This is a genomic window from Streptomyces sp. NPDC003032 (assembly GCF_053591415.1).
Genome location: NZ_JBSFTT010000036.1, coordinates 36,192 through 59,128, shown reverse-complemented (window position 1 = coordinate 59,128; position 22,937 = coordinate 36,192). Strand labels below are relative to the sequence as shown.

The 22,937-nt window shown below is 67.9% G+C and carries 16 protein-coding genes; 1 reads left to right on the top strand and 15 read right to left on the bottom strand.

The features are described from left to right. Nucleotides 1–119: 119 nt before the first annotated feature. The 5 genes from ACWDZ7_RS34885 to ACWDZ7_RS34865 form a co-directional block, all read right to left on the bottom strand. On the bottom strand, nt 120–1,196 hold the full coding sequence (locus ACWDZ7_RS34885) for an alpha-hydroxy acid oxidase (protein WP_451802637.1): 1,077 nt from the start codon (nt 1,194–1,196) through the stop codon (nt 120–122). Beyond that, nucleotides 1,193–2,224, bottom strand: a complete 1,032-nt coding sequence (gene hppD, locus ACWDZ7_RS34880; protein WP_451802650.1) for a 4-hydroxyphenylpyruvate dioxygenase — start codon at nt 2,222–2,224, stop codon at nt 1,193–1,195. The genes ACWDZ7_RS34885 and hppD overlap by 4 nt, the downstream gene beginning before the upstream one ends. Before the next feature lie 224 nt (nt 2,225–2,448). Beyond that, the gene (locus ACWDZ7_RS34875) at nt 2,449–3,648 is read right to left on the bottom strand and encodes a cytochrome P450 (protein WP_451802635.1); all 1,200 of its coding nucleotides are present in this window, start codon (nt 3,646–3,648) and stop codon (nt 2,449–2,451) included. A gap of 14 nt (nt 3,649–3,662) precedes the next feature. After that, on the bottom strand, nt 3,663–5,399 hold the full coding sequence (locus ACWDZ7_RS34870; RefSeq protein ID WP_451802633.1) for an amino acid adenylation domain-containing protein: 1,737 nt from the start codon (nt 5,397–5,399) through the stop codon (nt 3,663–3,665). An 86-nt stretch (nt 5,400–5,485) separates the two neighbouring features. Beyond that, complete coding sequence (locus ACWDZ7_RS34865; protein WP_451802631.1) at nt 5,486–6,316, bottom strand: alpha/beta fold hydrolase; 831 nt, start codon at nt 6,314–6,316, stop codon at nt 5,486–5,488. Nucleotides 6,317–6,596: 280 nt separating this feature from the next. On the opposite strand from ACWDZ7_RS34865, the gene ACWDZ7_RS34860 reads away from it, so the two are divergent. Further along, on the top strand, nt 6,597–7,850 hold the full coding sequence (locus tag ACWDZ7_RS34860; RefSeq protein WP_451802649.1) for an aminotransferase-like domain-containing protein: 1,254 nt from the start codon (nt 6,597–6,599) through the stop codon (nt 7,848–7,850). Between the two features lie 15 nt (nt 7,851–7,865). On the opposite strand, the gene mpaM is transcribed toward ACWDZ7_RS34860, so the two are convergent. The 10 genes from mpaM to ACWDZ7_RS34810 all read right to left on the bottom strand — a co-directional run bounded on the left by mpaM (nt 7,866) and on the right by ACWDZ7_RS34810 (nt 22,936). Further along, nucleotides 7,866–8,687 carry a daptide-type RiPP biosynthesis methyltransferase gene (gene mpaM / locus ACWDZ7_RS34855; protein WP_451802629.1) on the bottom strand — a complete coding sequence of 274 codons (822 nt, stop codon included), beginning with the start codon at nt 8,685–8,687 and terminating at the stop codon, nt 7,866–7,868. A 26-nt stretch (nt 8,688–8,713) separates the two neighbouring features. After that, nucleotides 8,714–9,589, bottom strand: coding sequence for a PIG-L deacetylase family protein (locus tag ACWDZ7_RS34850; RefSeq protein ID WP_451802627.1), 876 nt, complete (start codon nt 9,587–9,589; stop codon nt 8,714–8,716). Beyond that, complete coding sequence (locus ACWDZ7_RS34845) at nt 9,586–10,812, bottom strand: glycosyltransferase (protein WP_451802626.1); 1,227 nt, start codon at nt 10,810–10,812, stop codon at nt 9,586–9,588. The genes ACWDZ7_RS34850 and ACWDZ7_RS34845 overlap by 4 nt, the downstream gene beginning before the upstream one ends. Before the next feature lie 57 nt (nt 10,813–10,869). Next, nucleotides 10,870–12,345 (bottom strand): tryptophan 7-halogenase, encoded by a 1,476-nt coding sequence (locus tag ACWDZ7_RS34840; protein ID WP_451802624.1) that lies wholly within the window; start codon nt 12,343–12,345, stop codon nt 10,870–10,872. 70 nt (nt 12,346–12,415) lie between these two features. Then, nucleotides 12,416–13,636, bottom strand: coding sequence for a cytochrome P450 (locus tag ACWDZ7_RS34835; RefSeq protein ID WP_451802622.1), 1,221 nt, complete (start codon nt 13,634–13,636; stop codon nt 12,416–12,418). Between the two features lie 51 nt (nt 13,637–13,687). Next, nucleotides 13,688–14,521: a sulfotransferase domain-containing protein gene (locus ACWDZ7_RS34830; RefSeq protein ID WP_451802621.1), complete on the bottom strand. Its 834-nt coding sequence runs from the start codon at nt 14,519–14,521 to the stop codon at nt 13,688–13,690. Between the two features lie 54 nt (nt 14,522–14,575). After that, a complete protein-coding gene (locus tag ACWDZ7_RS34825) occupies nt 14,576–15,772 on the bottom strand; it encodes a cytochrome P450 (protein WP_451802620.1) in 1,197 nt (398 codons plus the stop codon). 45 nt (nt 15,773–15,817) lie between these two features. Next, entirely contained in the window at nt 15,818–17,023 is a 1,206-nt protein-coding gene (locus ACWDZ7_RS34820; protein ID WP_451802618.1) for a cytochrome P450, read from the bottom strand. Between the two features lie 118 nt (nt 17,024–17,141). Then, nucleotides 17,142–17,351, bottom strand: a complete 210-nt coding sequence (locus ACWDZ7_RS34815; RefSeq protein ID WP_451802616.1) for an MbtH family protein — start codon at nt 17,349–17,351, stop codon at nt 17,142–17,144. Continuing rightward, nucleotides 17,348–22,936 (bottom strand): amino acid adenylation domain-containing protein, encoded by a 5,589-nt coding sequence (locus ACWDZ7_RS34810; RefSeq protein WP_451802614.1) that lies wholly within the window; start codon nt 22,934–22,936, stop codon nt 17,348–17,350. Before ACWDZ7_RS34810 ends, ACWDZ7_RS34815 begins: the two co-directional genes overlap by 4 nt. Between the last annotated feature and the right edge of the window lies 1 nt (nt 22,937).

The following is a 22,937-nucleotide window of genomic DNA, read 5'->3' as shown; positions in this document are numbered from 1 at the left end:
TGTGACGCGGTCATCAATCTCACCTTTCGCGGGTATGAACGGACGCCATGAACGGAGCTTGACCTTTCGCCGTCGTAGTTGGAGGGCGCTGTCGCCGCCGGTCCCCTCCCGCGGGAGCATCAGCCATACCGGGGCCCCCTCGTGCTCAGCCGACCGGCCGCGTGCACCGACTCGCAGCCCGCCAGGCCCATCGCATCCTGGAGTTCGGCGGCCAGTAGTTCGAGCACCTGTCGAGCGCCGTCCTGGCCCGCCGTGGCCAGCCCCCACATCAAGGGCCGTCCGACCAGCACGGCCGAGGCACCAAGGGCGACCGCCTTGAGGATGTCCCCGCCACTGCGGATTCCGCCGTCCAGGAGCACCTGACAGCCGCCGGCGATCGCGGCGGCGATCTCGCCCAGTACCTCGATTCCGGGCACGGCGCCGTCCAGCTGACGGCCTCCGTGGTTGGACACCACGACGCCACTGACACCCATCTCGACGGCACGGCGGGCGTCCTCGACAGCGAGAATCCCTTTGAGCACCACCGGCAGGTTCGTGCGCGCGCACACCGCCGCCACGGAGTCCCAGGTAGCCGGGGCGAACTCGCGCGCGGTGTGGTCGGCCACGGCCGAAACCCCTCGGATACGGCGGTGCGTGGTCGCGGATGCTTCGAAGTTGGCGGCCGTCACCCCCTCCGGCAGCGCGAAGCCGTTGCGCATGTCACGCAACCGCCGCCCCATCCACGGCACATCGACGGTGAACACGATCGCCTCACAGCCGGAGTCCTCCGCCCTGCGCACCAACTCCAGGGATCGTTTCTGATCACGCAGCCAGTACAGCTGGAACCACGGCCGACCACCGACGGCTGCGATCTCCTCCAGCGGAACGCTGCTCATGGTGCAGATGATGTACGGCACTCCGGCGTCCCGAGCCGCGCGAGCCGCCGCGAGCTCGCCCTCGGGATGGAACAACCGCTGGTACGCGATCGGCGCGACCGCCATCGGCAGTACGGCGCGCTTGCCGAGGACATCGGCGCCGGTGCTGCTTCTGGTCAGGTCACGCAGCATCCGGGGCACCACGAAGGTTCGCTCGAACGCGGCGCGGTTGGCCATCAGAGAGGCTTCGGTGCCGCTGCCCCCGGCGAGAAAGTCCCAGACCTGGCGGGGGAGGGCGTCCCGGGCGGCACGTTCGAGATCGGCCAGGCAAAGGTATGTCATCGTCGAACGGCGCCGGGCTCGCGCTGCCCGGTCCGTTCCAGCTCCACAGCCTCGTACAGGGCCTTGATGTTGGAGCTGCCGAAGGTCTCCGCCCCCTGCCTCTCGATGATCTCGAAGAAGAGCGTCCGCCGTGGGTGAGTGGAAGCGGTGAAGATCTGGAACATCTGGCCGCCGTGGTCCTCGTCGGCGAGCACGTTCGTCGCCCGCAGATCATCCAGTTTGTGCGTCTCCAGCTCGATCCGCTCACCGAGCATGTCGTAGTAGGCCGCCGGCGTCTTCAGGAACTCCACCGCGCGCCGGGACAGGGCCTGGACCGAGCGGATCGCGTCGTCGCTGGTGAATGCGATGTGCTGGACACCAGCCCCGTGGTGCTCCTTGAGGAAGTCGTCGATCTGGCCCGGGTCGGCATTCCCGTCGGGCTCGATCAACGTGAGGGTGACTGCTCCCGACGCACTCTGCACGACGACGGAGTTCATCGCCTGGGCACCGACCACGATGTGCTCCTCGAAGATCTGCCGGAACCCCAGTGCCCGCTCGTAGAACTCCACCGTGGGGCCGAGGTCACCCCCGCTCAGGCAGACCGCGAAGTGATCGATCCCGAGCAGGTCCACGTCTCCCCCGCGATGACCGTTCGCGTGCGGCGAGGCGGTGGTCTCGTCCCTCTGGACCAGGGTGTGCACCACATCGCCGAAACCGACGACGGCGGCCGTGACAGCCGGTCCGTGCGGCTCCGCTTCGTTGAGCCGCGCCGGCTCTCGGACAGCGACCGCCCCGCCCCGCACGGCAGCCTCGAAAGCGGCGGTCGCGTCCGAAGTACGCAGCGCGATATCGGCCACACCGTCGCCGTGCATCTGGAGGTAGGTCGTCGCCGGATGACGATCCGACGCCGGCTCGGTGAGGACCAGCTTTATCGACCCCTGACACAGGGTGACGCTCCGGTGGTCCGCCGAGCGGCTCGTACCGGCGACGGTGAAAGCGTACTTGTCCACCCAGCCGAACGCGGCCTCCTCGAGATTCCCGACATACATTTCCACATACTCGATCTCGAAATTCTGCACAGCGCTCAAGACTTCCTCCATCATTCGGATAGATGCCTATTCCCAGCATGACTGCAAGTCAATTTCGCATCAACGGTGTCAGATTGACGTCTCCCGGGCACAGCACTCCGCGTACAGCTAATCTGCGATCCGTGAAATCGCGGTGAGCTGTTTTTCCGACGTGTGCGCCGGTCGGGCCGGGCCGGGGGCCCGGGTCAACGCCCCGTGAACCGCACCGGGAGCTCCCGGTACCCCTGCACGGCGATCGCGCGCAACCAGGTGGGCTCCTTCACCAGTTCCACCCGTGACACCCGCTCAGCCAGCGCGCGCAACACGACCGACAGCTCGATCCGGGCGAGTGCGGACCCGAGGCAGTGGTGCACCCCGTGGCCGAACGTGATGTGCCGATTGGGCTTTCGCCCGGGGCGGAACGCGTCGGGGTCGTCGAACTCGGCAGGATCCCTGTTCGCGGCGGGCAGCCACGCGACCACCGGCGTGCCGGGCGACAGGTGGCGGCCGTTGAGCGTGATCTCGCCGGTCGTCACCCGGAGCACGTGCATCGCCGGCGAGGTCCAGCGCAGCACCTCCTCCACGACGGTGTCGACGTCCGCGTTCCCGTCGCGCAGGTCGGTCAGCAGGCCGGGCACCGTAGCGAGCGCGTGCACCGCACCGGTGATCGCGTGCCGGGTGGTCTCGTTGCCGCCTATCAGTACGTTGTCGCAGTTGAGTAGCACATCGTCGATGGTGAGGCTCTCTTCGGTGACCAGCGTGCTGACGAGGTCGGAACCGGAGCGTCCGCGGCGCGCGGTGATCAACTCGTAGAAGTAGACGAGGATCTCGGTGTGTGCCTGACGCGGTGTCATCCCGTCGAACGATTCGTCCGCACCGCCGAACGCGTGATTGGTCAGCTCGATGAGCATGTCCTGATCCTCGGCCGGTACGCCGAGGATGTCGCACACGACCGCGGCTGGAATACGTGAGCCGATCGCCGGGGCCACGTCGCACACCCCGCCGTCGAGCGCCTGGTCGAGCACGCTGCTGACCTCGGTCCGCACCCTCTCCGCCAGCTCCTGCGCAGCCGCTCTGGAGAGCAGCGGTCCGACCAGCTTGCGCAACCTGCGATGCTGCTTCTGTTCGGAGACCACCATCATCCGGCCGCCGGAGTTGTCCGGATGGTCGCGGTCGAAACCGATCATCATTCCGTACTCGGAGGTGAACGGTGCGGAGGGCGCGAGGACCGCGGCACACGCCCGGTGCGAGAACACGGACCAGAAGCCGGTGGGTGAACTGCCCGGGTCGCTCCACACCATCGCGTCTTCCGCTGCGAGCACCCGCCAGCGGGCGTGCCGGTCGAGCGTCGTGTACAGATCGGGGTTGCCGAGATCAATCTCATCGACGGTGTTCTTCGTCCGCATGCATGGTCTCCAGGTCACGTCGGTGCGCCATCGAGCACCTTGGCGAGTTGTGCCACGGTCGGCGCGTCGAAGAAGGCCTGCACCCGCAGCCGGACGTTCAGGCTCTCGCGGATGCGGGCCACCAGCCGCGTCGCGAGCAGCGAGTGGCCGCCGACCTCGAAGAAGCTGTCCTCGACGCCGACGCTGCTGACGCCGAGCACTTCGGCGAACAACATGGCCAGGTGGATCTCCGTGGGTGTGCTAGGCGCTCGCCCCGATGTCGCGCGTTCGGCGCCCTCGGGATCGGGCAGGGCGGCTCGGTCGACCTTGCCGTTCGGCGATGTCGGCAGACGCGGCAGGGCGACGACCACGTCGGGTACCAGGTAGGAGGGCAACCGCTTGCGCAGCTGTGCCAGGAGGTATTCGGCTGCCACCGGCGCGCCCGCCGTGCCGACCACATAAGCGACCAGCCTGTTCTCGTGCTCGATCACCACCGCCTGGGTCACCCCGTTCACTTCGAACAGGGCAGCCTCGACCTCGCCCGGCTCGATCCGGTGACCGCGGACCTTCAGCTGGTCGTCGGCGCGGCCGACGAAGACGAGCTGGCCGTCCGAACGCGCCCGCACCCGGTCGCCGGTGCGATACATGCGGGCGCCCGGGCTGCCGAACGGATCCGGCAGGAACCGCTGCGCGGTCGGCGCCGGTCGGTGCAGGTAGCCGCGGGCGAGGCCGGGGCCGGTCATGTACAGCTCGCCCACGTCCCCGGCCGGGACGGCCCGTAGCCGGTCGTCCAGGACGTACGTGCGGACGCCAGTGATCGGCCTGCCGATCGGCGGCGTTCCATCGCCGGTCAGTGGCTCGCTCGCGGTCACCGCGACAGTGGCCTCGGTCGGGCCGTACGCGTTGATCATCACGCGGTCGGTGGCCCAGCGTTTCGCGACCGGTGCCGGGCACGCCTCGCCCGCGACCAGGAGGGTCAGCCCTGCGGGCAGGCCGCCGGCCTCCTCCAGCGGCGCCAGCGCGGACGGCGGCAAGGTGATGTGGGTGATGCTCTGGTCGCGTACCAGCCGGGCGAGCGGCTCGCCCGGGACCAGGTCCGCCGCGGGAGCCAGCACCAGGCAGCCGCCGGCCAGCCAGATCGGCCAGAACTCAGCGACGGAGGCGTCGAAGCTGGGTGACGCGAACGCCAGCAGCCTGCTTTCCGGCAGCAGCCGCTGCCGGCGCACGTAGTCGGCGGCCAGGTTCGGGATCCCGCGGTGCGTGACCAGCACACCTTTCGGCCGTCCGGTCGAGCCCGAGGTGTAGATGACATAGGCGGGGTGGTCGGGAAGCAAGGCGCTGAGCCGGTCGTGGTCGTCCAGGTTCGGCTCGGACCGGCATGGCCGGCGTTCCACGCTCATGGCCACGGGAGCGCCGGCCACGTCCTGCCCCGGCAGGGACAACACGCAATGCGCTGACGCGTCGTCCAGCATCTGCCGCCTGCGTTCCTCCGGATAGTCCGGGTTGACGGGCACGTACGCGGCACCAGCCTTGTGCACGGCCAGGATCGCGATGACGAACTCGATCGACCGCGGCATCACCGTTGCGACCAGCCGTTCCGGGCCGACCCCGTGCTCGACGAGCCGACGCGCGAGGAGGTTGGCCTCCCCGTTCAGCTCGGCGTAGGTCAGTGTGGTGTCACCCATCGCCGCCGCCGGCCGGTCCGGCACCGCCGCGGCCTTTGCCTCGAACAGTGCAGGCGCCGTGGACGGCAGCACGATCGCGCCGGTCATGCTTGCTCCTCCGCGGGCGTCCGCGATCGTGTCGACGGGGCGCGCGGCACGACCCAGGTGACTGTCGCGGGCTGACTCAAGGCGTGTCATGCGGTCTCCTCCAATCGCGCGCGGGACTCGGCGCAAAGGAGCCGGATCAGCTCGCGGTTCACCGCTTCCGGGTTCTCCAGGTAGCCGAAGTGCCCGCACCCGGGAATCGTGCGGTGCGTTGCGCCGGGAATCGCGGCGGCCAGCTCCCGTCCAGCTGCCGGCGGCGCCACGATGTCGTGCTCGAACGAGACGACGTGGCAGGGCACCTTGATCGCACGGTAGGCCTGGATGCGGTCGGGCAACGCGCTCAGCAGGAGCTGAGCCCGGACTCCCGGGCCCCCCGTGCCTGACGCCTCGAGCAGGTCGAGCCAGTCGGCGGTGAGGTCGTCGTCGGTGAGCGTCGCGGGTCCCAGGTTGAGCATGGCGCGAACGGCGGCGAGGTACCCCTGCGGCAGCTCGGTAACGCGTTCGATCAGCTCCGCCTCGGCCTTCGCCAGCACCCGCTGGACGAGACTGCTCCTTCCGCAGGCCGCCATCAGCACGACCGTGTCCAGCAGCTCGGGGCGGGCAAGTGCCAGCTCCTGCGCGATGTACGAGCCCATCGAGGTGCCGACCACGCGGCACGGCGACGCGCCGAGGTGCTCGATCAGGGCAGCCACGTCCGCGACGAGGTCGTCGATGGTGAACCCGTCCGTGCCGTCGTCGCTGGGCGGGATTCCGCGGTTGTCCATGGTGATCACGCGAAATCCGGCGGCGCGGAGCGTGGGCACCTGGTGCAGGTCCCACACCGAGCTCGGCGCCCCGGTGCCGGTCAGGAGCAGGACGGGGGACGCATTGCCATGGTCGTGGTAGGACAAGCGGATCCCGTTCTCCGTTGTCATCAACATGCCGGTCCTCCCCCGCCCGCCGGACGTCCACTACGCGGCGGAGTTCTCGCTTCCCGCAACGGCTGTGCCTTCCCCAGGTGCTGTGGCATGCGTGTGACCGTACCTTCGGATATCGAGCATCTGGAAGAGCGACCATAGACATCCATAATTTCGGACACGCTTAGCGCGAAGCGGCGAGAATCGCCGTCAATTCGCGTCCACGGCCGCTACTTGACGTCTCGACCGCGTATGAAAAACCCTAGCATTCATGGATTCATACGGTCTATCCACTCGCTTGAGCATGGAAACTCTGCACGGCTCGCTCGCCGACCCGGCCATCTCGTCGATGAACCTGCTCAATGAGCTGATCGGCGAATACCCTGTGGCCATTTCCATGGCGGCAGGTCGCCCGTACGAAGAGTTTTTCGACGTCCGCCTCATCCACGAGTACATCGACGCCTACTGCGACCACCTCCGACACGATCGGAAGCTGGGCGAGGCGGAGGTCACCCGCACGCTCTTCCAGTACGGCACCACGAAGGGCGTCATCGCCGATCTCATCGCCCGCAACCTCGCCGAGGACGAGAACATCGATTCCGCCCCTGAGTCCGTGGTCGTCACCGTGGGCGCGCAGGAGGCCATGTTTCTGGTTCTGCGCACGCTACGGGCGGACGAGCGGGATGTACTGCTTGCCCCCGCCCCCACCTACGTCGGCCTGACCGGGGCCGCGCTGCTGACCGACACCCCGGTCTGGCCGGTCCGGTCCACCGAGAACGGCATCGACCCCAAGGACCTCGTCCTCCAGCTGGAACATGCCGAAGAGCAGGGCAAGCGCGTCCGGGCCTGCTACGTGACGCCCAACTTCGCCAACCCCACGGGCACCAGCATGGACGTGCCCGCCCGCCGCCGGCTCCTGGAGGTCGCCGAGGCGAGCGGCATCCTGCTCCTGGAGGACAACGCGTACGGACTCTTCGGATCCGAGCGCCTCCCCACGCTGAAGGCACTCGACCGGTCGGGGACCGTGGTCTACATCGGCTCCTTCGCCAAGACCGGCATGCCCGGCGCCCGGGTCGGCTACGTCGTGGCGGATCAGCACGTGGCCGGAGGCGGCCTGCTCGCCGACCAGCTCTCGAAGCTCAAGGGCATGCTCACGGTGAACACCTCGCCCATCGCGCAAGCGGTGATCGCCGGGAAGCTCCTGCTCAACGACTTCAGTCTGATCAAGGCCAACGCCAGGGAAATCGTCATCTACCAACGCAACCTCCAGCACACGCTGGGCGAACTCACCCGCCGGCTCGGCGGCTGCCCCGGGGTCAGCTGGAACACGCCGAAGGGCGGGTTCTTCGTGACCGTCACCGTGCCCTTCGTCGTCGACGACGAGTTGCTGAAGCACGCCGCCGGCGACTACGGCGTCTTGTTCACCCCGATGCATCACTTCTACGGCGGCAAGGGCGGGTTCGACCAGCTCCGGCTTTCGGTCAGCCTGCTCACACCGGAGCTCATCGAGGAGGCCGTCGCCCGGCTCGCCGCACTCATCACCGCACGCCTCCCCTGAGCCAGGCTCAGAGAGTCATGAGGGATCGCTCCGCCATGACGCCTCCAGCAACAACGCGTCATGGCGGCCGCTTCCCCCGGCGGACCTGAACGAAGCCGGCTCCATCACGTCGAATCCGGCCTGTTCCAGTTCCCGTGCCACCTGATTCGGCTCCAGGAGCCTCAGGCGACTCGTGCAGACGACGAAGGGGTCCGCCGTGTCATCGGCGGGGTAGACGGTGATGTCCTGGATTGCTTCCGCCGGCGACCGCCGCACGTGCAACACGTACCGCCGGCCGCTCCGACCTGACAGCTCCTGATCACGCTCCAGCGAATCCGACCTGCCCGTATTGGTCATGCTGATCAGGAATTGCCCGCCGGGCTCGAGGTGTTCACGGACCGACACGTACAAGCCACGCCTATCGGCGTCGTCCAGGAGGTTGATCGAGCCGTAGCTGATGACCACGGTTCCAAAGCGCTGATCCAACGCGAAGGCGCTCATGTCTCCTTGAACCACAGTGCACCGGCCCCGCAGATCTGCCGGCTCGTCTTCCAGCTGCCGCCGAAGAGTGGCGACCATCGCAGTCGACAGCTCCAGTGCGGTCACCTCGAACCCGAGCGTCAGGAAGGGGAAGGTCAGCCGACCCGTTCCGGCAGCGAGTTCCAGCACCGGTCCGGACGCAGGGCGAATGCGGGCGGCCATCTCGCGCGCTTCCGAGATGCCGTCCGCATCCTGCATCAGATCCGACCCGACGTCCTCGTCATAGAAACTGCGCAGAACGCCTCGCTCCCCCACGGAGGCCAGCAAAGCGTCCGCGCGAGTCGTCCGAACCGGGCCATGCTCCAGCTGATTACTCATAAGGCCAACCTCCTGGTCGACATTTGTCAGACAACAGTCCAGGTCTTTTCGCCGTATCCGCCGTGTGGTGAGCTTTCCCGAGCATGCTTTTCCAACTGGGCGAACAAATCCTTGCCGGGCCCGTTGAGCATCGACATTTGAGACGTATAGCGCTTCAGGGCTTCGAATTTCCGCGCCCGCGTCTCCGCCTTGACGGAGATGAAATCGGGAGGACCGAGACGAAAGCCCCTCGGCAGTTCGACGGCATCCATGCCGAAGATCGCGTGCGGAAGGTCTTCCCACAGTCGCACCGGAATACCCTGCTCGCGCGCCACGAACAGCGCGGCATCTCGTGCGATCTCGTTGTCGATATGACCGTTGGCAGCCGCACAGGTGACGATCAGCGTCGGAGCGCACTCGTCGACAACCGACTCGATGTCAGCCTTTACCGCGGAAAACAGATCCGCATCGCCCTGCGGCGATTGTCTGCTGATCGCCACCTTCTGCCGGCCTGGCACGTTGTCAGCCAGCCATTGACCATCCGGAACCTTGCGATAAATGGCATCAAGGAATCGGCCGTGCCGGTAGTCGACCCCCAGGTGGTCGAGAGCGGCGATGTCTTCTTTTCGGCGATGCAGCGATGCGTCTTGATCCGGCGAGATGCCCCAGATGCCGTGCAATCGCTGCGCCGCCGGGGAGTAGGGAGGTGACGCGGTGCCGGCAAATACCGTGAAGACGGTCGCCTGTGCACCGTCCTGCTCCGCCTGGGCGAGGCCGGCCCCGAAGGACAGGACCGCGTCGTCCAAATGAGGGGATATCACCAGCAATCGGGTTCTGCCGGGGCCGCGAAACATGGCGGTCAATTTATTGACGGCGTTGCCGCGTCGCAACGAGTGAGGACTGGACGGACCGGTGTGGTTCATGCGGGGACAGTCCGCTTGTCCCGGCTGACCGCATCGAGCAGCAGCTCGGCGGCCACCCTTGGCCCGTCGCTGCGGATGGTGCCTGCCGCGGCCGCCGCTCGCGCGCGGGTTCCCGGGGCAAGGGCTGCGCCGAGCGCGGCCGACAGGGAGTCGAACGTCGGAGCCGGGCCGTCATGTGCCACCCCGATGCCCAGCTCGGCCACCCGGCCGGCGTAGTACGGCTGGTCCGCGATCTGGGGCACCACGACCTGAGGGGCGCCTGCCCGCGCGGCCACGTGCGTCGTGCCCGCGCCGCCGTGGTGGATGACGGCGGCCACCCGGCCGAACAGCACCTGCTGGTTGACTTCTCCGATGGTCAAGCAGTCCTCCCGGTCGTCGGGCAGGATCAGATCGGCCCATCCGCGGGAGAGGATCACCCGGCGGCCATGGGCACGAACCGCCTCGACGGCCACCCGGACGGCGTCCGCAGGCGCGCGCAGGCTGCCGAAACCCACGTACACCGGCGGTGACCCGGCATCCAAAAACGCCTCCAGCTCCGCCGAAAGGGGGCGTTCGTCCGGCAGGATCCACGCGCCGGTCTGCACGGCGTCGAGGTCCGTCGGCTGCAGCGGGGCCAGGACCGCGTCCGCCGCCAGCCAGGGATGATCGGTGTAGCCGAAGGCGAAGATGTCCTCCACCGGTGCCAGGCCGATCGCGCCCCGCCTGTCGTTGAGCGGGCCGCCGTACCGCCGGTGGGCGCTCTGGTTGTTCCGGTCCCACAGCGCCCCGATATCGGTCGCGTCCCGTGCGGGCGGCTCGCCGAGGGGCGGTGGCGGCGGGTAGTACGGCGAGGGCACATAGATCGGGCAGTGGAAGGCGTAGATGTAGGGAATGCCCAGCTTCTCGGCCACCGACCGCGCCCCGATCGCGGCGGGCAGCAAGCCGGTCGTCACCACCACGTCACACCCCTCGGCGGCCGCCGGGAGTTGATCGAACTGCGTGGCGATCGCCTCGGTCGAGAACCTGAACATGTCCTCGGGCGACGGCGGCGCAGTTCCGTGTCTGGGCGCGCGCGCCGACGGGCCGATCGGCACATACGGCACATCGACCTCAGCCAGCCGCTCCGCGCAGTCAGGCGGTGCGCACACCCGCGCTTCCGCGCCCAGCTCCCGCAACCCCGCCGCCAGTGCCGCCAACGGTTCGACGTCTCCGCGGCTGCCATACGTCGACAGCAACACACGCATTTCGCTCCCCTGTTCCTTAGGGCCTTGCACTGGCGGACTGTCCGGAGTGCGGAGGGTTCACGCCGGTTGATGAGGCAGCCACTTCATCCCGTCGGGCGAGGTCACGAGCCCGCCGGGGAACAGCGGCAGCTCGGGCTCGGCGTCCTCGCCGAGCAGCGCCTTCATTTGCACCTGGCCTGCCTCCTGCATCGCCTGCCTGACCACCTGTGACTTGAACATCGGCACCATGTTTTCCTGGTCGCCGCCTGCCATCTGATCCACGGCCGCGGCGAACTCGGCGCTGCGCTCAGCTATCCGGTCCGCCACCAGCGCCGCCTCACCGGACGACACCCCACCGATCAGCTCCACGAACGACTCGGCGTCGGTGGTGCTCTGACTGTTCGTGACCTTCTTGGCCTGCCAAAAATACGAGTCCTCGTTCACGTTCATTTGGTAGAACGACATGAGGAACTCGTAGAACACCTGGTACTCGCGGCGATATCGCGCCTCGAACTCGGTCAGTACCGTCTTCTCATCCAGCTCGCCTGCGAGGACGCTGTTGATCGACCGGGCAGCGAGCAGCCCGCTGTAGGTCGCCAGATGCACCCCGGAAGAGAACACCGGATCCACGAAGCACGCGGCATCGCCGACCAGGACCATCCCTGGCCGCCAGAAAGTTGTCTGCTGATAGGAGTAGTCCTTGCGGATCCGCAATTCCCCGTATTTGCCGGTCGTCACCCGGGTCGCGTCGGACAGGTAATCCGAAATCATCGGGCACTCGGCGATCAAGGAATTGAGCGCCTTCTCCCGGTCTCCTTGGACCTTCTCGGCGTCCTCCCTGCGCACGACCGCGCCGACGCTGGTCAGTGTGTCACTCAGCGGGATGTACCAGAACCAGCCGCTGTCGAAGGCGACGCTCAGGATGTTGCCCGAGGCCGGCTCGGGCAGCCGCTTACCACCCTCGAAGTACCCGAACAGCGCCAGGCTGCGGAAGAACTCCGAATAGTTCCGCGTGCCGCCGACGTTGGCATACAGCCGGCTCTTGTTGCCCGACGCGTCAACCACGAACTGCGCCGACACCGCACGCTCACTGCCATCGGGATCGGTGTAACGCAGACCGGTGACACGATCGCCGTCTTCCATCACATCGGTGACCGCGCACCCCTCCCGCACGACCACACCCTTGCGTTTGGCGTTGTTCAACAGGATCTCGTCGAATCGCGCCCGCTCGACCTGATAGGCGTACGACGTCGAGCCGGCCATCCGGGCAGAGAGGCCGAAGTGGAACGTCCACGGCTCCGGGCGAGCGCCCCAGCGGAACGTGCCACCCCGCTTCATCGGGAACCCGGCATCGGCCAGTTCGTCCGCGACGCCGAGCATCCGGCACACTCCGTGCACCGTGGCAGGCAGCAACGACTCACCGATCTGGTACCGGGGAAAGTTCTCTTTCTCCAGCAGCAGCACCCGATGTCCCTGCATAGCCACGAGTGTGGCCACGGTCGAACCACCCGGCCCGCCACCAGCCACCACTACATCGAATTCGTCGACCGACATCTCGCCACCGTTTCCTCTGTTGCGGGTCAATTTATTGCGGCTAGTTCTCTGAGCGTGCGCCGCTCGATCGCTACCAAGTGACTGGCACCTGATCCGGGCAGTCGACGAACGCGTTTCGATACTTCACTTCACCGATGGGCACTGCCAGCCGCAGACCGGGGAACCGTCGCCAGAGGGCCTGATAGGAAATTCGCAGCATCGCCCTTGCCAACGCCGCGCCTACGCAGTAATGGATGCCGTGCCCGAATCCGACGTCCGAGACCGGTTCACGGTTCGCGTCGACGACGTTGGGATTCGGCGTCAGCGCGTCATCCCGGTTGGCCATGAGAACCGAGCACAGCACATAATCCCCCGCCTTGATCAACTGTCCATCGATGACCACGTCCTTGATGGCCAGACGGGGATTCGGCCCCTGCACGGGCGACAGATAACGCACCAGTTCGGTGACTATGAGATCGGCCTTCTCGCGGCCGGCGAAAAGGAACGGTATTTGGTCGGGATTATCCAGAAGCGCGACAACCCCGAAGCCGATCATCCCCGCGACGGTCTCGACACCACCGAGGATCAGCGCCATGCACAGGCCCTTCAACTCCTCGTCCGTGATGTTGTCTCCGTGCCCTTGCACGACCATGCCGAGGAGCCCCTCGCCGGGGTCCTTCCGCTGCCGGGTGATCAGGTTGTCCAGGTACCGGTTGAACGCCGCGCTGTCGGCGGCCCTCGCCTTGAGACCGCGACTCAGATCGACGTTCCGCCTGAGCCGCCGGACGAACTCGCGTCGGTCATCCCGCGGGATGCCGAGCAGCTCGCACAGGACGCCCGCGCCGATCGGATCGGCGAAATCCCGCTGGATGTCCGCGGGTGGTCCTGCGGCCTCCATCATCTCGAGCCGGTCGTCGATAAGGCCTTGTATGTTCGGCTCCATCTTGCGGATACGCCGGACCGTGAACTCCGGTGTCAGCATCTTCCGCAGGCGCGTGTGCTCGGGCGGATCATACGTCGATATCTGCCCGACGAACTGGGGCTCTATGCGTTCCTCTGATTCCCCCTGGATGAACCGCGGCCGGGTCGTGAAATTCTTGTGATCGCCCAATATCCTGCGCACGACGTCGTACCCGAAGGCCTGCCAAACATAGTCCCGGCCCAGCTGCTCGGACGCCTCCCCGGCAATCCGGAACAGCGGGCCATGCGCTTTGAGATCGAAGTTGTCCGTATGCGGATCACAGTTCGTTCTCATCTTGAAGTTCGGCGGCTCTCGTAGGAGTGGCGCGACCTGACCGATACCCTGCCCCATACGAGTGGAATCTCCTTCACTGGCCGAGACTGGCGATTCGGGGATACCCAGCTAATCAGCGTATCCGTACTGCTTCGCGTAATGAGCGTATCCAGAGTCGCCATGCAGCAGCTCCTGATAGGCGGACTCGACCTCCTCACCCAAGAAGGACAGTGAACGGTCGCCGTATCTGCCCTCGCCCACGAATTTCGGCCCATCGCCACCGGCCTCCTGGCCAGTGGGGGACGTGCCACCACCCATCCGCGCGCTCTGCTGCTCCAGTTCACGCATCCGTTCCAGGGTGCTGGCTTCCACCGCTCGGCGAATGTTCCCGATCTCGACGGGCTCCCCGAGGGCGAGGAATTCCATGATCTCGGCGAACCGTGCCACCGGATCGGCCCGCAGATCCTCATAACGCACCGTCAGCAGGTCCGCGTTCGGGAAGCGTTCACTCGTCGACTCGGTCCAGCTCCGCACGTTCTCCGGCCACGACCCGATACCGACACCCGGCGAGAGTGCCGCCAGTTGATGGCCTTCCGTGGCAATGAATTCGCGGACGAAGGCGCGGCTTCTCTCCAGGTCGTCGAGCGGTATCGCGGCCATGCGCAGCGAGCTGAGCAGGATGTCCCTCGGGTTGCGCACGAGATAGAGGACCTTGCCGGTCGATTTCCTCAGCACATCCAGCACCGGTACATCGGCCCTGAGGTGCGTCTTCAGCAGCACCGGTTCCGTCGGCTCCACCGGCGGCAGATCGCCGTAGCGCAGCATCCCCTCGAGCACGGGGGTCGTCGCGTACACGTCGTTCCAGACCTTTGGGGATTCTCCCGTTATGTAGGCGGCCAGCATGCACCTCAGCCATGTGTTTCCGGCCTTGGGATACGACGCGATCCATCGGATTCCGTACATACCTACTCCTCTGTGGTCGTTTACATCACCGGTCACAGCAGTTGTCCCAGACGATCACCAAGCGACCATCAGCTCCGTCAGTCCATACGCGGGGGTGGTCAAGCGGAACATGTCCTCCTGGGCGGGGTCCGCGAGCCTCAGCCCGGGGAATCGCCGCCACAGAGCGGTATAGACCGTCCGCAGTTCGAGGCGGGCCAGAGCAGCTCCCAGGCAATGGTGGACGCCGTGCCCGAACGCGACATGAGGGACGGACTCGCGCGTGACGTCGAGACGTTCCGGATCCGGCGTCAGGGCAGGGTCACGGTTGGCCGCCGGAAGCGAGCAGATGACGCTCTCCCCCTTCTTGACCACCTGGTCCCCGATGGTGACGTCCTCCATGGCGATGCGGGGTGTCGGGGAGTAGGTGACGGTCAGGTAGCGGATCAGCTCGTCGACCGCCCGTTGCGCCGACCGCTCGTCGCCCCGGAACGCGGCGATCTGCTCGGGGTGCCGCAGCAGCGCCAGCACGCCCAGCCCGATCATTCCGGAGATGTTGTCGTCGCCGGCCAGCATCACCTGAACGCAGAAGCCCCTCAGCTCCTCGTCCGTCGCCGCGTCGCCGTGTTCGGCGACGACGGCTCCGATCAACCCCTCGCCCGGGTCCTGCCGTTCCCTGGCGATCATCGCCAACAGGTAGCGGGAGAACGCCTCGCCGGCTGCCGCCCGCCTCTTCTGGCTTCGCGAGGCGTCGAGATGCCCGTGACACAGCTGCATGAACATGACCCGGTCGTCCCGGGGCACGCCGATCAGCTCGCACAGCACGGCCCCGGGCACCTCGTCGGCGACGAACTCGATCAGATCCGCGGGGGATCCCGCCTGCTCCATGGCATCAAGACGCTCGGTCACGATCTGTTCGATGGAGGGCTGCAGACGCTGCATCTTGCGCAGCGTGAAGCCGGGAGTCAGCTTCTGCCGCATCCGGGTGTGCTCCGGCGGGTCGTAATCCATCAGGTTGCCGACCAGCTCACGCGGCCGGAAGATACCCTCCCCGCCGACCTCGTCCCGCCGGTCCCAGCGTCGCCGTGTGCTGAACCTCTTGTGATCGCCCATCACCTGTCGAACGAGGGCGTGCGTGGTCGCCATCCAGCGGGTCACGGCGTCCGCTCCGGATCCGACAGTGACCCTCGTCAGCGGTCCTGCAGCGAGCAGTTCGTCCGCCGGATCGAGGCCCTGCCTGCGAACGTGGACGGGGCGCGAGTCGTCACCACTCAACGGGAAGCTCCTCCCCTGTCATCGATTCTCCTCCTGGATCCGGTGCTACCAGTTGAGCCGCAGGGCTTCCACGTTGAGCGGCGGCTGCCCCAACTTGATCTCGCGATCCGGTTCGGCCAGTCGCAGGGTGGGAAAGCGGTGGGCCAGAGCCGGAATCGCCACCCGGAACACCATCTCGGCCAACGACCGGCCAAGGCAGTGGTGGATGCCGTGCCCGAATGCGACATGCGCGGGTTTCTCCCTGGTGATGTCGAACCGGTCGTCCGGGCCGGGGAAGTTCCAGCGGTTCGCGGCCAGGAACGAGGGTGTGACGGTGTCGCCCGCCTTGATGGGGCAGCCACTGATACGCACGTCCTCCAACGCGATGCGCGGGGTGGTCTTCTCGTCGCTGGTGATATACCGGACCACCTCGTCCAGCCAGTCCGGCACGGTGTCCGGCCTGTCCCGCAGCACGGCGAACTGCTCGGGCTCCTCGACCATCAGCCATGCGGCCGCCGCGAGGAAGCGAGCCACCTGGTCCCCGCCCGCACCCATGACGAACGCGGCCACTCCGATCAGCTCCGCGTCGGTGATCTCGTCGCCGTGCTCGCGCACCACGACGCCGAACAGGTCGTCACCGGGATCGCGGCGGGTACGAGTCACGACCTGGTTCATGTACGCCCAGAACTTGTTTCCCGCCGCCAGGCGCCGCTTACCCGACCGTTCGGCCCTGCTGGCGTGCAGGGCACGGGACAGCTCCGCCTGATCATCGCGTGGAATGCCGACGAAGTCACAGGTCACTGTCGTTGCGATGGGCCACCCGAAATGCGGGACGAAGTCCGCCGGGCCACCGGTGGACTCAATGTCGTCAAGGGTGGCCTCGACGATCTTCTCAACCTGCGGTCGAAACCCCTGGATCCGCCGGATGGCGAATGGGCCTGTCACCATCCGGCGCAGACGCGTGTGCTCGGGTGGATCGTACTGAGTGAGGAAGCCGGGGAATATGAAACCGGCCGCGGTGCCGCGGTAGAGCAGCTTGGAGCTGAATTTGTCCGAGCCGAGAACGTGCCGGATCTCGTCGTACCCGGCGGCAAGCCACGCGGTCCGCCCTTCGGGGGCATCCTCGACGCCCAATACGGCCATGGGGCCCTCGGCCATCAAGGCGCGTAGCTCTGGCACCGGATCGAACCGGTCCCGTCGGTGTATGTCCAAGCCCAGGTCAACGTTGATCTCCTCGAACGTGCCCCGGACAACGTGGTTCTCCTCGAGCACTCCACAGGTCCTTTCGCCTCGTCCAGCCCTCGCGGGATGCGGAATGGTTGTCGTGAGCCGGTTGGACGAGCGTCGAGCCCGTCCAACCGTCCACATTGAACGGCTGGACACCTTCGCCTCAGGCGCCGGATTCCTGGATGAGGCTCTTCGGCCGGAGGTCCTTCCAGTTCTCCTCGACGTAGTCGAGGCACTCCTGACGGGTGGCCTCACCGAAGGCACGGGCCCATCCGGCAGGCACTTCCGCGAAGGTCGGCCAGAGGGAATGCTGGCCCTCATCGTTGACCAGTACGAAAAAGGAACCTTCGTCGTCGTCGAACGGGTTGGTCATCGTTGTGTCCTTTCGCTCTTCGGCCGGGAATGGAGCTTCTCGGCGAGGATGGCTCCAATCTGAGCCAACGCCGCGGGTTGCACCAAGTCGTAGTGGTTGGACGGGATCTCGTGGGGTTCGATGGTTCCGCTGGTGAAGTCTTTCCAGCTGGCTATCGCCTCCGGTACGGGCAGATGCGCCGGCCGGTCCAGCGAGGCGATGAAGAGCAGGATGTCGCCGGCGAAGGGCGAGGCGGTATGCCGCGGCCCGACCTCCCAGAGGTTTCGCATCACCGCCTCGAGGCGCTTCCTGGTGCCGGGCCCCTGGACCATTCCACCGGCCAGCTCCAGGTCCTGTTGCTTGCGCCTTTCCACGGCCTCCTCGTCGCGCATGGCTTCTTCGCTCACCGTGCCGGTCGCGTTCCGTCCCATGTAGACGGGATAGGCGTCGAGCAGGGCGAGCAGGCCGACCTCCTCCCCTTCCGCCTCGAGCAACGCGACCATCGCCTGCGCGATCCGCCCGCCGAGGGACCAGCCGAGAAGGTGGTACGGCCCGGTCGGCTGCACAGCCCGGATGTGCTCGAGGTAGTCGGCCGCCATCTCCTCGACGCTGCCGGGCAGGGGTTCGGTACGGGCCAAGCCGCGCGCCTGCACTCCGTAGACCGGCTGATTCGCAGGAAGATGCCGCAGCAACGGCTGATAGTTCCAGCTCAGGCCGCCGCTCGCGTGGAGGCAGAATAGTGGCGGGCGGTCGCCGCCGACTCGCAGCGGCAGCAGGATCTCGTAGTCACCCGTCTTCACCGACGGGGTCGAGCGCCGCCGCTCGCCTACGACGACCAGGGTTTTGGCGGAGGTCTTCCGAGCGAGCAGGCCCGTGCGCAGCATCTGATGTCCCGGAGTCCCGAACGGGCAGGGCACGGTCGGCCGACCGGCCTTGCCCGCGTCCACTGCCGGCCCGGTGACGTAGAGATCGCCCACGGCCCCGGGAGTGACCGGGCGCAGCTGGTCGTCGAGCAGGAGCGCGCCGAGCGGATCGTCCTCGGCCAGGGCGGCGAGCGCCGGGGGCGCGGCCCTGTGCCACCGCGCCGGTGCGATGACAGGACGGCTGCGTTCGAAGTCGTCCAGGAAGATGTCCAGGTCGCTGATCCGCCGCTGGGGATCCTCCGCCACCTGTTCCAGGACACGGACCAGCCGCCGGGCCACCGACTCGGCCGTGTCCCGGTCGAACAGGTCGGTGGCATAGCGGAGGGTGCCTTCGATGCAGTCCTCGTCGTCGAGGCGGTCGGTGAGCTTGAACGCGAGATCCAGCTCCATGGCTTCGGCCCCGCCGGGTTCGACATCGGTGCGCAGGCCCGGCAGTTCCGTCGCGTCCCAGGTGCCGAGTCCTTCCTCCAGCACTTCCAGTCCCACCTGGAACACGGGGTGGCGGGAGAGCGAGGCGGGCAGGTCGAGCAGCTCGGCGAGCCGCTCGAAGGGCACGTCCAGGTGCTCCTGCGCGGCCTGGACCGCTTCCTGCACGCGGGTGACGACGTCCAGGAAGGTCGGGTCGCCCGAGACTTCCGTGCGCAGGGCGACCGGCCGGGCGAACGGCCCGATCATCGGCTCTAGGTCGATGAGGTCCTCGTCCCGGGGCAGCGTCGTGCCGATCACCAGGTCGTGGCCCGCGCCCAGTTTCGTCAGCAGCATGGCGAGCGCGGCGTGCACCACCTGGAAGGCGTCTGCGCCAGCCGACTCCGCCGCGTCCATCAGCTGGGCGTACGGGCCCGCGTCCAGCCGCAGCTCGACCGTGCCGGCCCGACGGGATGGGACAGCCGAGCGCGGGCGGTCGAACGGCAGCACCGTCTCCCCGTCGATGCCGGCCAGGTTGTCCCGCCAGAAGGCGACCTGCTCGTTGGGCAGGCTGCCCGGCTCGTTCTCGTCCGCGAGCAGCCGCTGCTCCCAGATCGCGTAGTCGGCGAACTGCACAGCCAGGGGCGCGCGCTCCGGGACCCGGCCCTCGCGCCGCGCACCGTATGCGGCCGCCAGGTCGCGGAAGAACACGTCCAGCGAGTCGTCGTCGGCGAGAATCCGGTGCACCTGCAGGTGCAGCACGTGCTCCTTCTGCGCGAGTGCGAAAAGCTCACATCGCCACGGCACGTCCTTGGCGAGGTCGAACACCAGCTCGCGCCGCTCGGCGAGCAGCCCGGGAAGGTCCTCCTCGGTGGCCGGGACGGGAGTCAGCTCGACCGCCAGGGCGTCTTGAATGTGCTGGTGGACGCTCTGTGCATCGCCGGGGAAGGTCGTGCGGAGGATTTCGTGCCGGGCCGCGACGTCGCCGAGCGCCGCCGCAAGGGAGGGCACGTCCAACCGGCCGCGCAGGCGCAGTGCGACCGACGCGTGCAGGCCGGCCGTCTCCTTCCCGGGATCGGCCAGCAGCCGGGCGCGCAGCTGCCGGGTGGTGACCGGCACCCGGTCCGGCCGCTGGGCGGCTTCCAGTGCGGGGCGTGACTTCGCGGCAAGCACCCTCGCCAGACCCGCGGGTGTCGGCGAGGAGAACAGCTGCCGGATGGGCAGATCCGCGCCGAGTTCCTCACGGATCCGCGCGATGAGCCGCATGGCCAGCGCCGAACTCCCGCCGAGGTCGTGGAAGGTGTCGTCGCCACCTACGTGATCGACGCCGAGGATCTCGGAGAACAGCGCGCACAGCACCTTCTCGGTCTCGCTCTCCGGCACCTTCTCGGACGCGTGTCCCGCGAGATCCGGGGCGGGCAGGGCCCGGCGGTCCACCTTGCCGTGGGCGGTGACCGGCAGGCCGGACAGGGCGACGACCGCCATCGGCACCATGTACGCGGGCAGGACCAGGGCCATTTGCCGCCGGATCTGTGCTGACCCCGCATCACTGCCGTCGGAGACGAAGTATCCCACCAGGCGCTTCTCGCCCGGCTGGTCCTCCCGCGCCATGACGACTGCCTCGACCACCCCGGGCTGGGCCGCCAGCACGGCCTCCACCTCGCCCAGTTCCACCCGGTAGCCGCGGATCTTCACCTGGTCGTCGGCGCGGCCGAGGAACACCACCTCGCCGTGCTGGTTCCAGCGCGCCAGGTCGCCGGTGCGGTACATCGGTTCCCCGGCGAGGAACGGGCACGCCACGAACCGCTCGGCGGTCAGGCCGGGGCTGGTGAGGTACCCGCGGGCCAGCCCCGTACCGGCGATGTACAGCTCGCCGGCCACTCCCGGCGCGACCGGGCGCAGGAAGGCATCGAGGATGTAGACCTTGCGGTTGGTCATGGGACGGCCGATCGGCAGCTCCCGCCCGAGCTCCTCGCCGGGCTCGATCGGCTTCCACGTCGCGCACAGGGTGGTCTCGGTCGGTCCGTAGGTGTTCCGCACCCGCAGGCCGGGCTGGGCCCGCCGCAGGTTCTGCACCGATTGCGCGGGGACCACGTCCCCGCCGGTGCCGATCTCGACCAGACCCGCGAAACACTCCGGAGACGTCTCCGCCAGGGCGCGGAAGGTACCGGCGGTGAGGTGGACGGCGGTCGCGCCGCGTTCGACGGCCCGGCGTACCCCGGCCGCGTCCAGCACACCCGGCTCGGTGAGCAGGACGCGGCCGCCCATGGCGAGCGGCACCCACATCGCGTAGAGCGAGGGGTCGAAGACGTGCGTCGCGTGCATCAGCACGCCGTCGCCCGGACCGATCTGCCAGCCCGCGTCACCGGCCAGGCCGGCCACGCTCCCGTGGGGGATGCCTACGCCCTTCGGGAGGCCGGTGGATCCGGAGGTGTACATCACGTACGCCAGGTCGTCGGCGCTCGGCCGGCTCTCCGGCGCCGTGGCGGCACAGCCGTCGACGGCCGCCCGCGTCTTTGGCGCGTCGAGGACGATCGCGTCCTGCGGCGCGACTCCGCTGGTCGCCTCTGTGCACAGGACGGTGGAGACCGCGGAGTCGTCGAGAATGAACGCGATCCGCTCGGCCGGGTACTCGACGTCCACGGGGACGTACGCCGCACCCGTCTTCCAGATCGCCAGGAACGCGATCAGCAGGTCCGGCGACCTGTCCATGGCCACCCCGACCCGGTCGCCGCGGCCGACGCCACGACCGGCGAGGTAGCCGGCCAGCCGGTTCGAAGCCCGGTCGACCTCGGCGTAGGTCAGATCCGCGCCGTCGGCGTCGGTGATCGCCACCGCGTCCGGCGCCGCGGCCACCCGCCGCGCGAACATCTCGACCACGGATTCCCCTGGCACCGGGCCCGCGGTCGCGTTCCATTCGTCCACCACCAGGGCGCGCTCGGCCTCGCTCAGCAGCGTCAGACGGCCGACAAGCACATCGGGCTCGGCGACCAGCCGCTCCAGCACGCGAGCCAGCGCGCCCACGATCGATTCGGCGACCGCGTGGTCGAACAGGCCCCGGTCGTAGTCGAGGATGAGCGGCATCTGCTCGCCGGGTCCGGTGATCAGGGTGAACGGGTAGTGCGAGGAGTTGCGCCCCCGCTTCAGCGGGTGCAGGGTCAGGCCCTCGTCCGGCGCCTGGCCGAGTCCCTTGCGAGGGAAGTTCTCGTAGATGATGAGCGTGTCGAAGACCGCTCCGGGGCCGGCGACGGCCTGCACATCCTGCAGGCCGACATGGTGGTGGGCCATGAGGGCCGACTGGTCGCGCTGCAGCTCGGCGAAGAGCTCGACGGCCCGCCGCGCGCCGTCGAGCCGGACCCGCACCGGCAGGGTGTTGAGCAGCTGGCCGACCATCGCCTCCACACCGGGGAGGTCGCCGGGCCGCCCCGAGGCGGTCGCACCGAACACCACGTCGGTACGGCCGGCCAGTTGCGACAGCACGACGGCCCACGCACCCTGCACGACGCTGTTCAGGGTGAGGTCGTGACGGCGCGCCAGTTCGGCCAGGTTCTCCGTCAGTTCCGTGGACAGCTCGAGCACCACCGTGTCGATGTCCGGCACGCGGGTCGGATCGGCCGGGGCGACCGTGGTGGGCGTGTCCAGCCCTGCGAACTCCTCCCGCCAGGCTGCCCTGGCCGCCTCCTTGTCCTGCCGGCCGAGCCAGGCGAGATAGTCCCGGTATGACCCGGCGGGCGGGAGTGTGGACGCGTCACCGTCCGCCGCGTAGATCGCGGCCAGTTCGCGGTGGATGATCGGCATCGACCAGCCGTCCACCAGCACGTGGTGAAGGGTGTGCACGAGCCGGTGGCGCTCCGGGCCGAGCCGGATCAGATGCAGTTTCATCAGCGGCGCCGTCTCGATGCGCAGCCGCTCGGCCACCTCGTCCGCCGCCAGCCGGTCCACCTCGCTGGCGACGATGTCGTCCGGCAGCCCGGAAAGGTCCGTCTCGCGCCAGGGGATCTCGGCGTCCCGCGCGATGACCTGCACCATCTGTGCGCCGCTGACATAGCGGAAACAGGCCCGCAGCGCGGCATTCCGGTCCACGACGGCCTGCCACGACGCCCTCAGCCGGGCGGCGTCCAGCGGGCCGTCGATGCCGTAGACGGTCTGCACGGTGTAGGTGTCAGGACCGTCGTGGTCAAGTGCGGTGTGATACAGCATCCCTTCCTGCAACGGCGAAAGGGGCCAGACATCCTCCACGCTGGAGCGGGGCTTGGGGCGGGCGCCGTCAACTGTCACG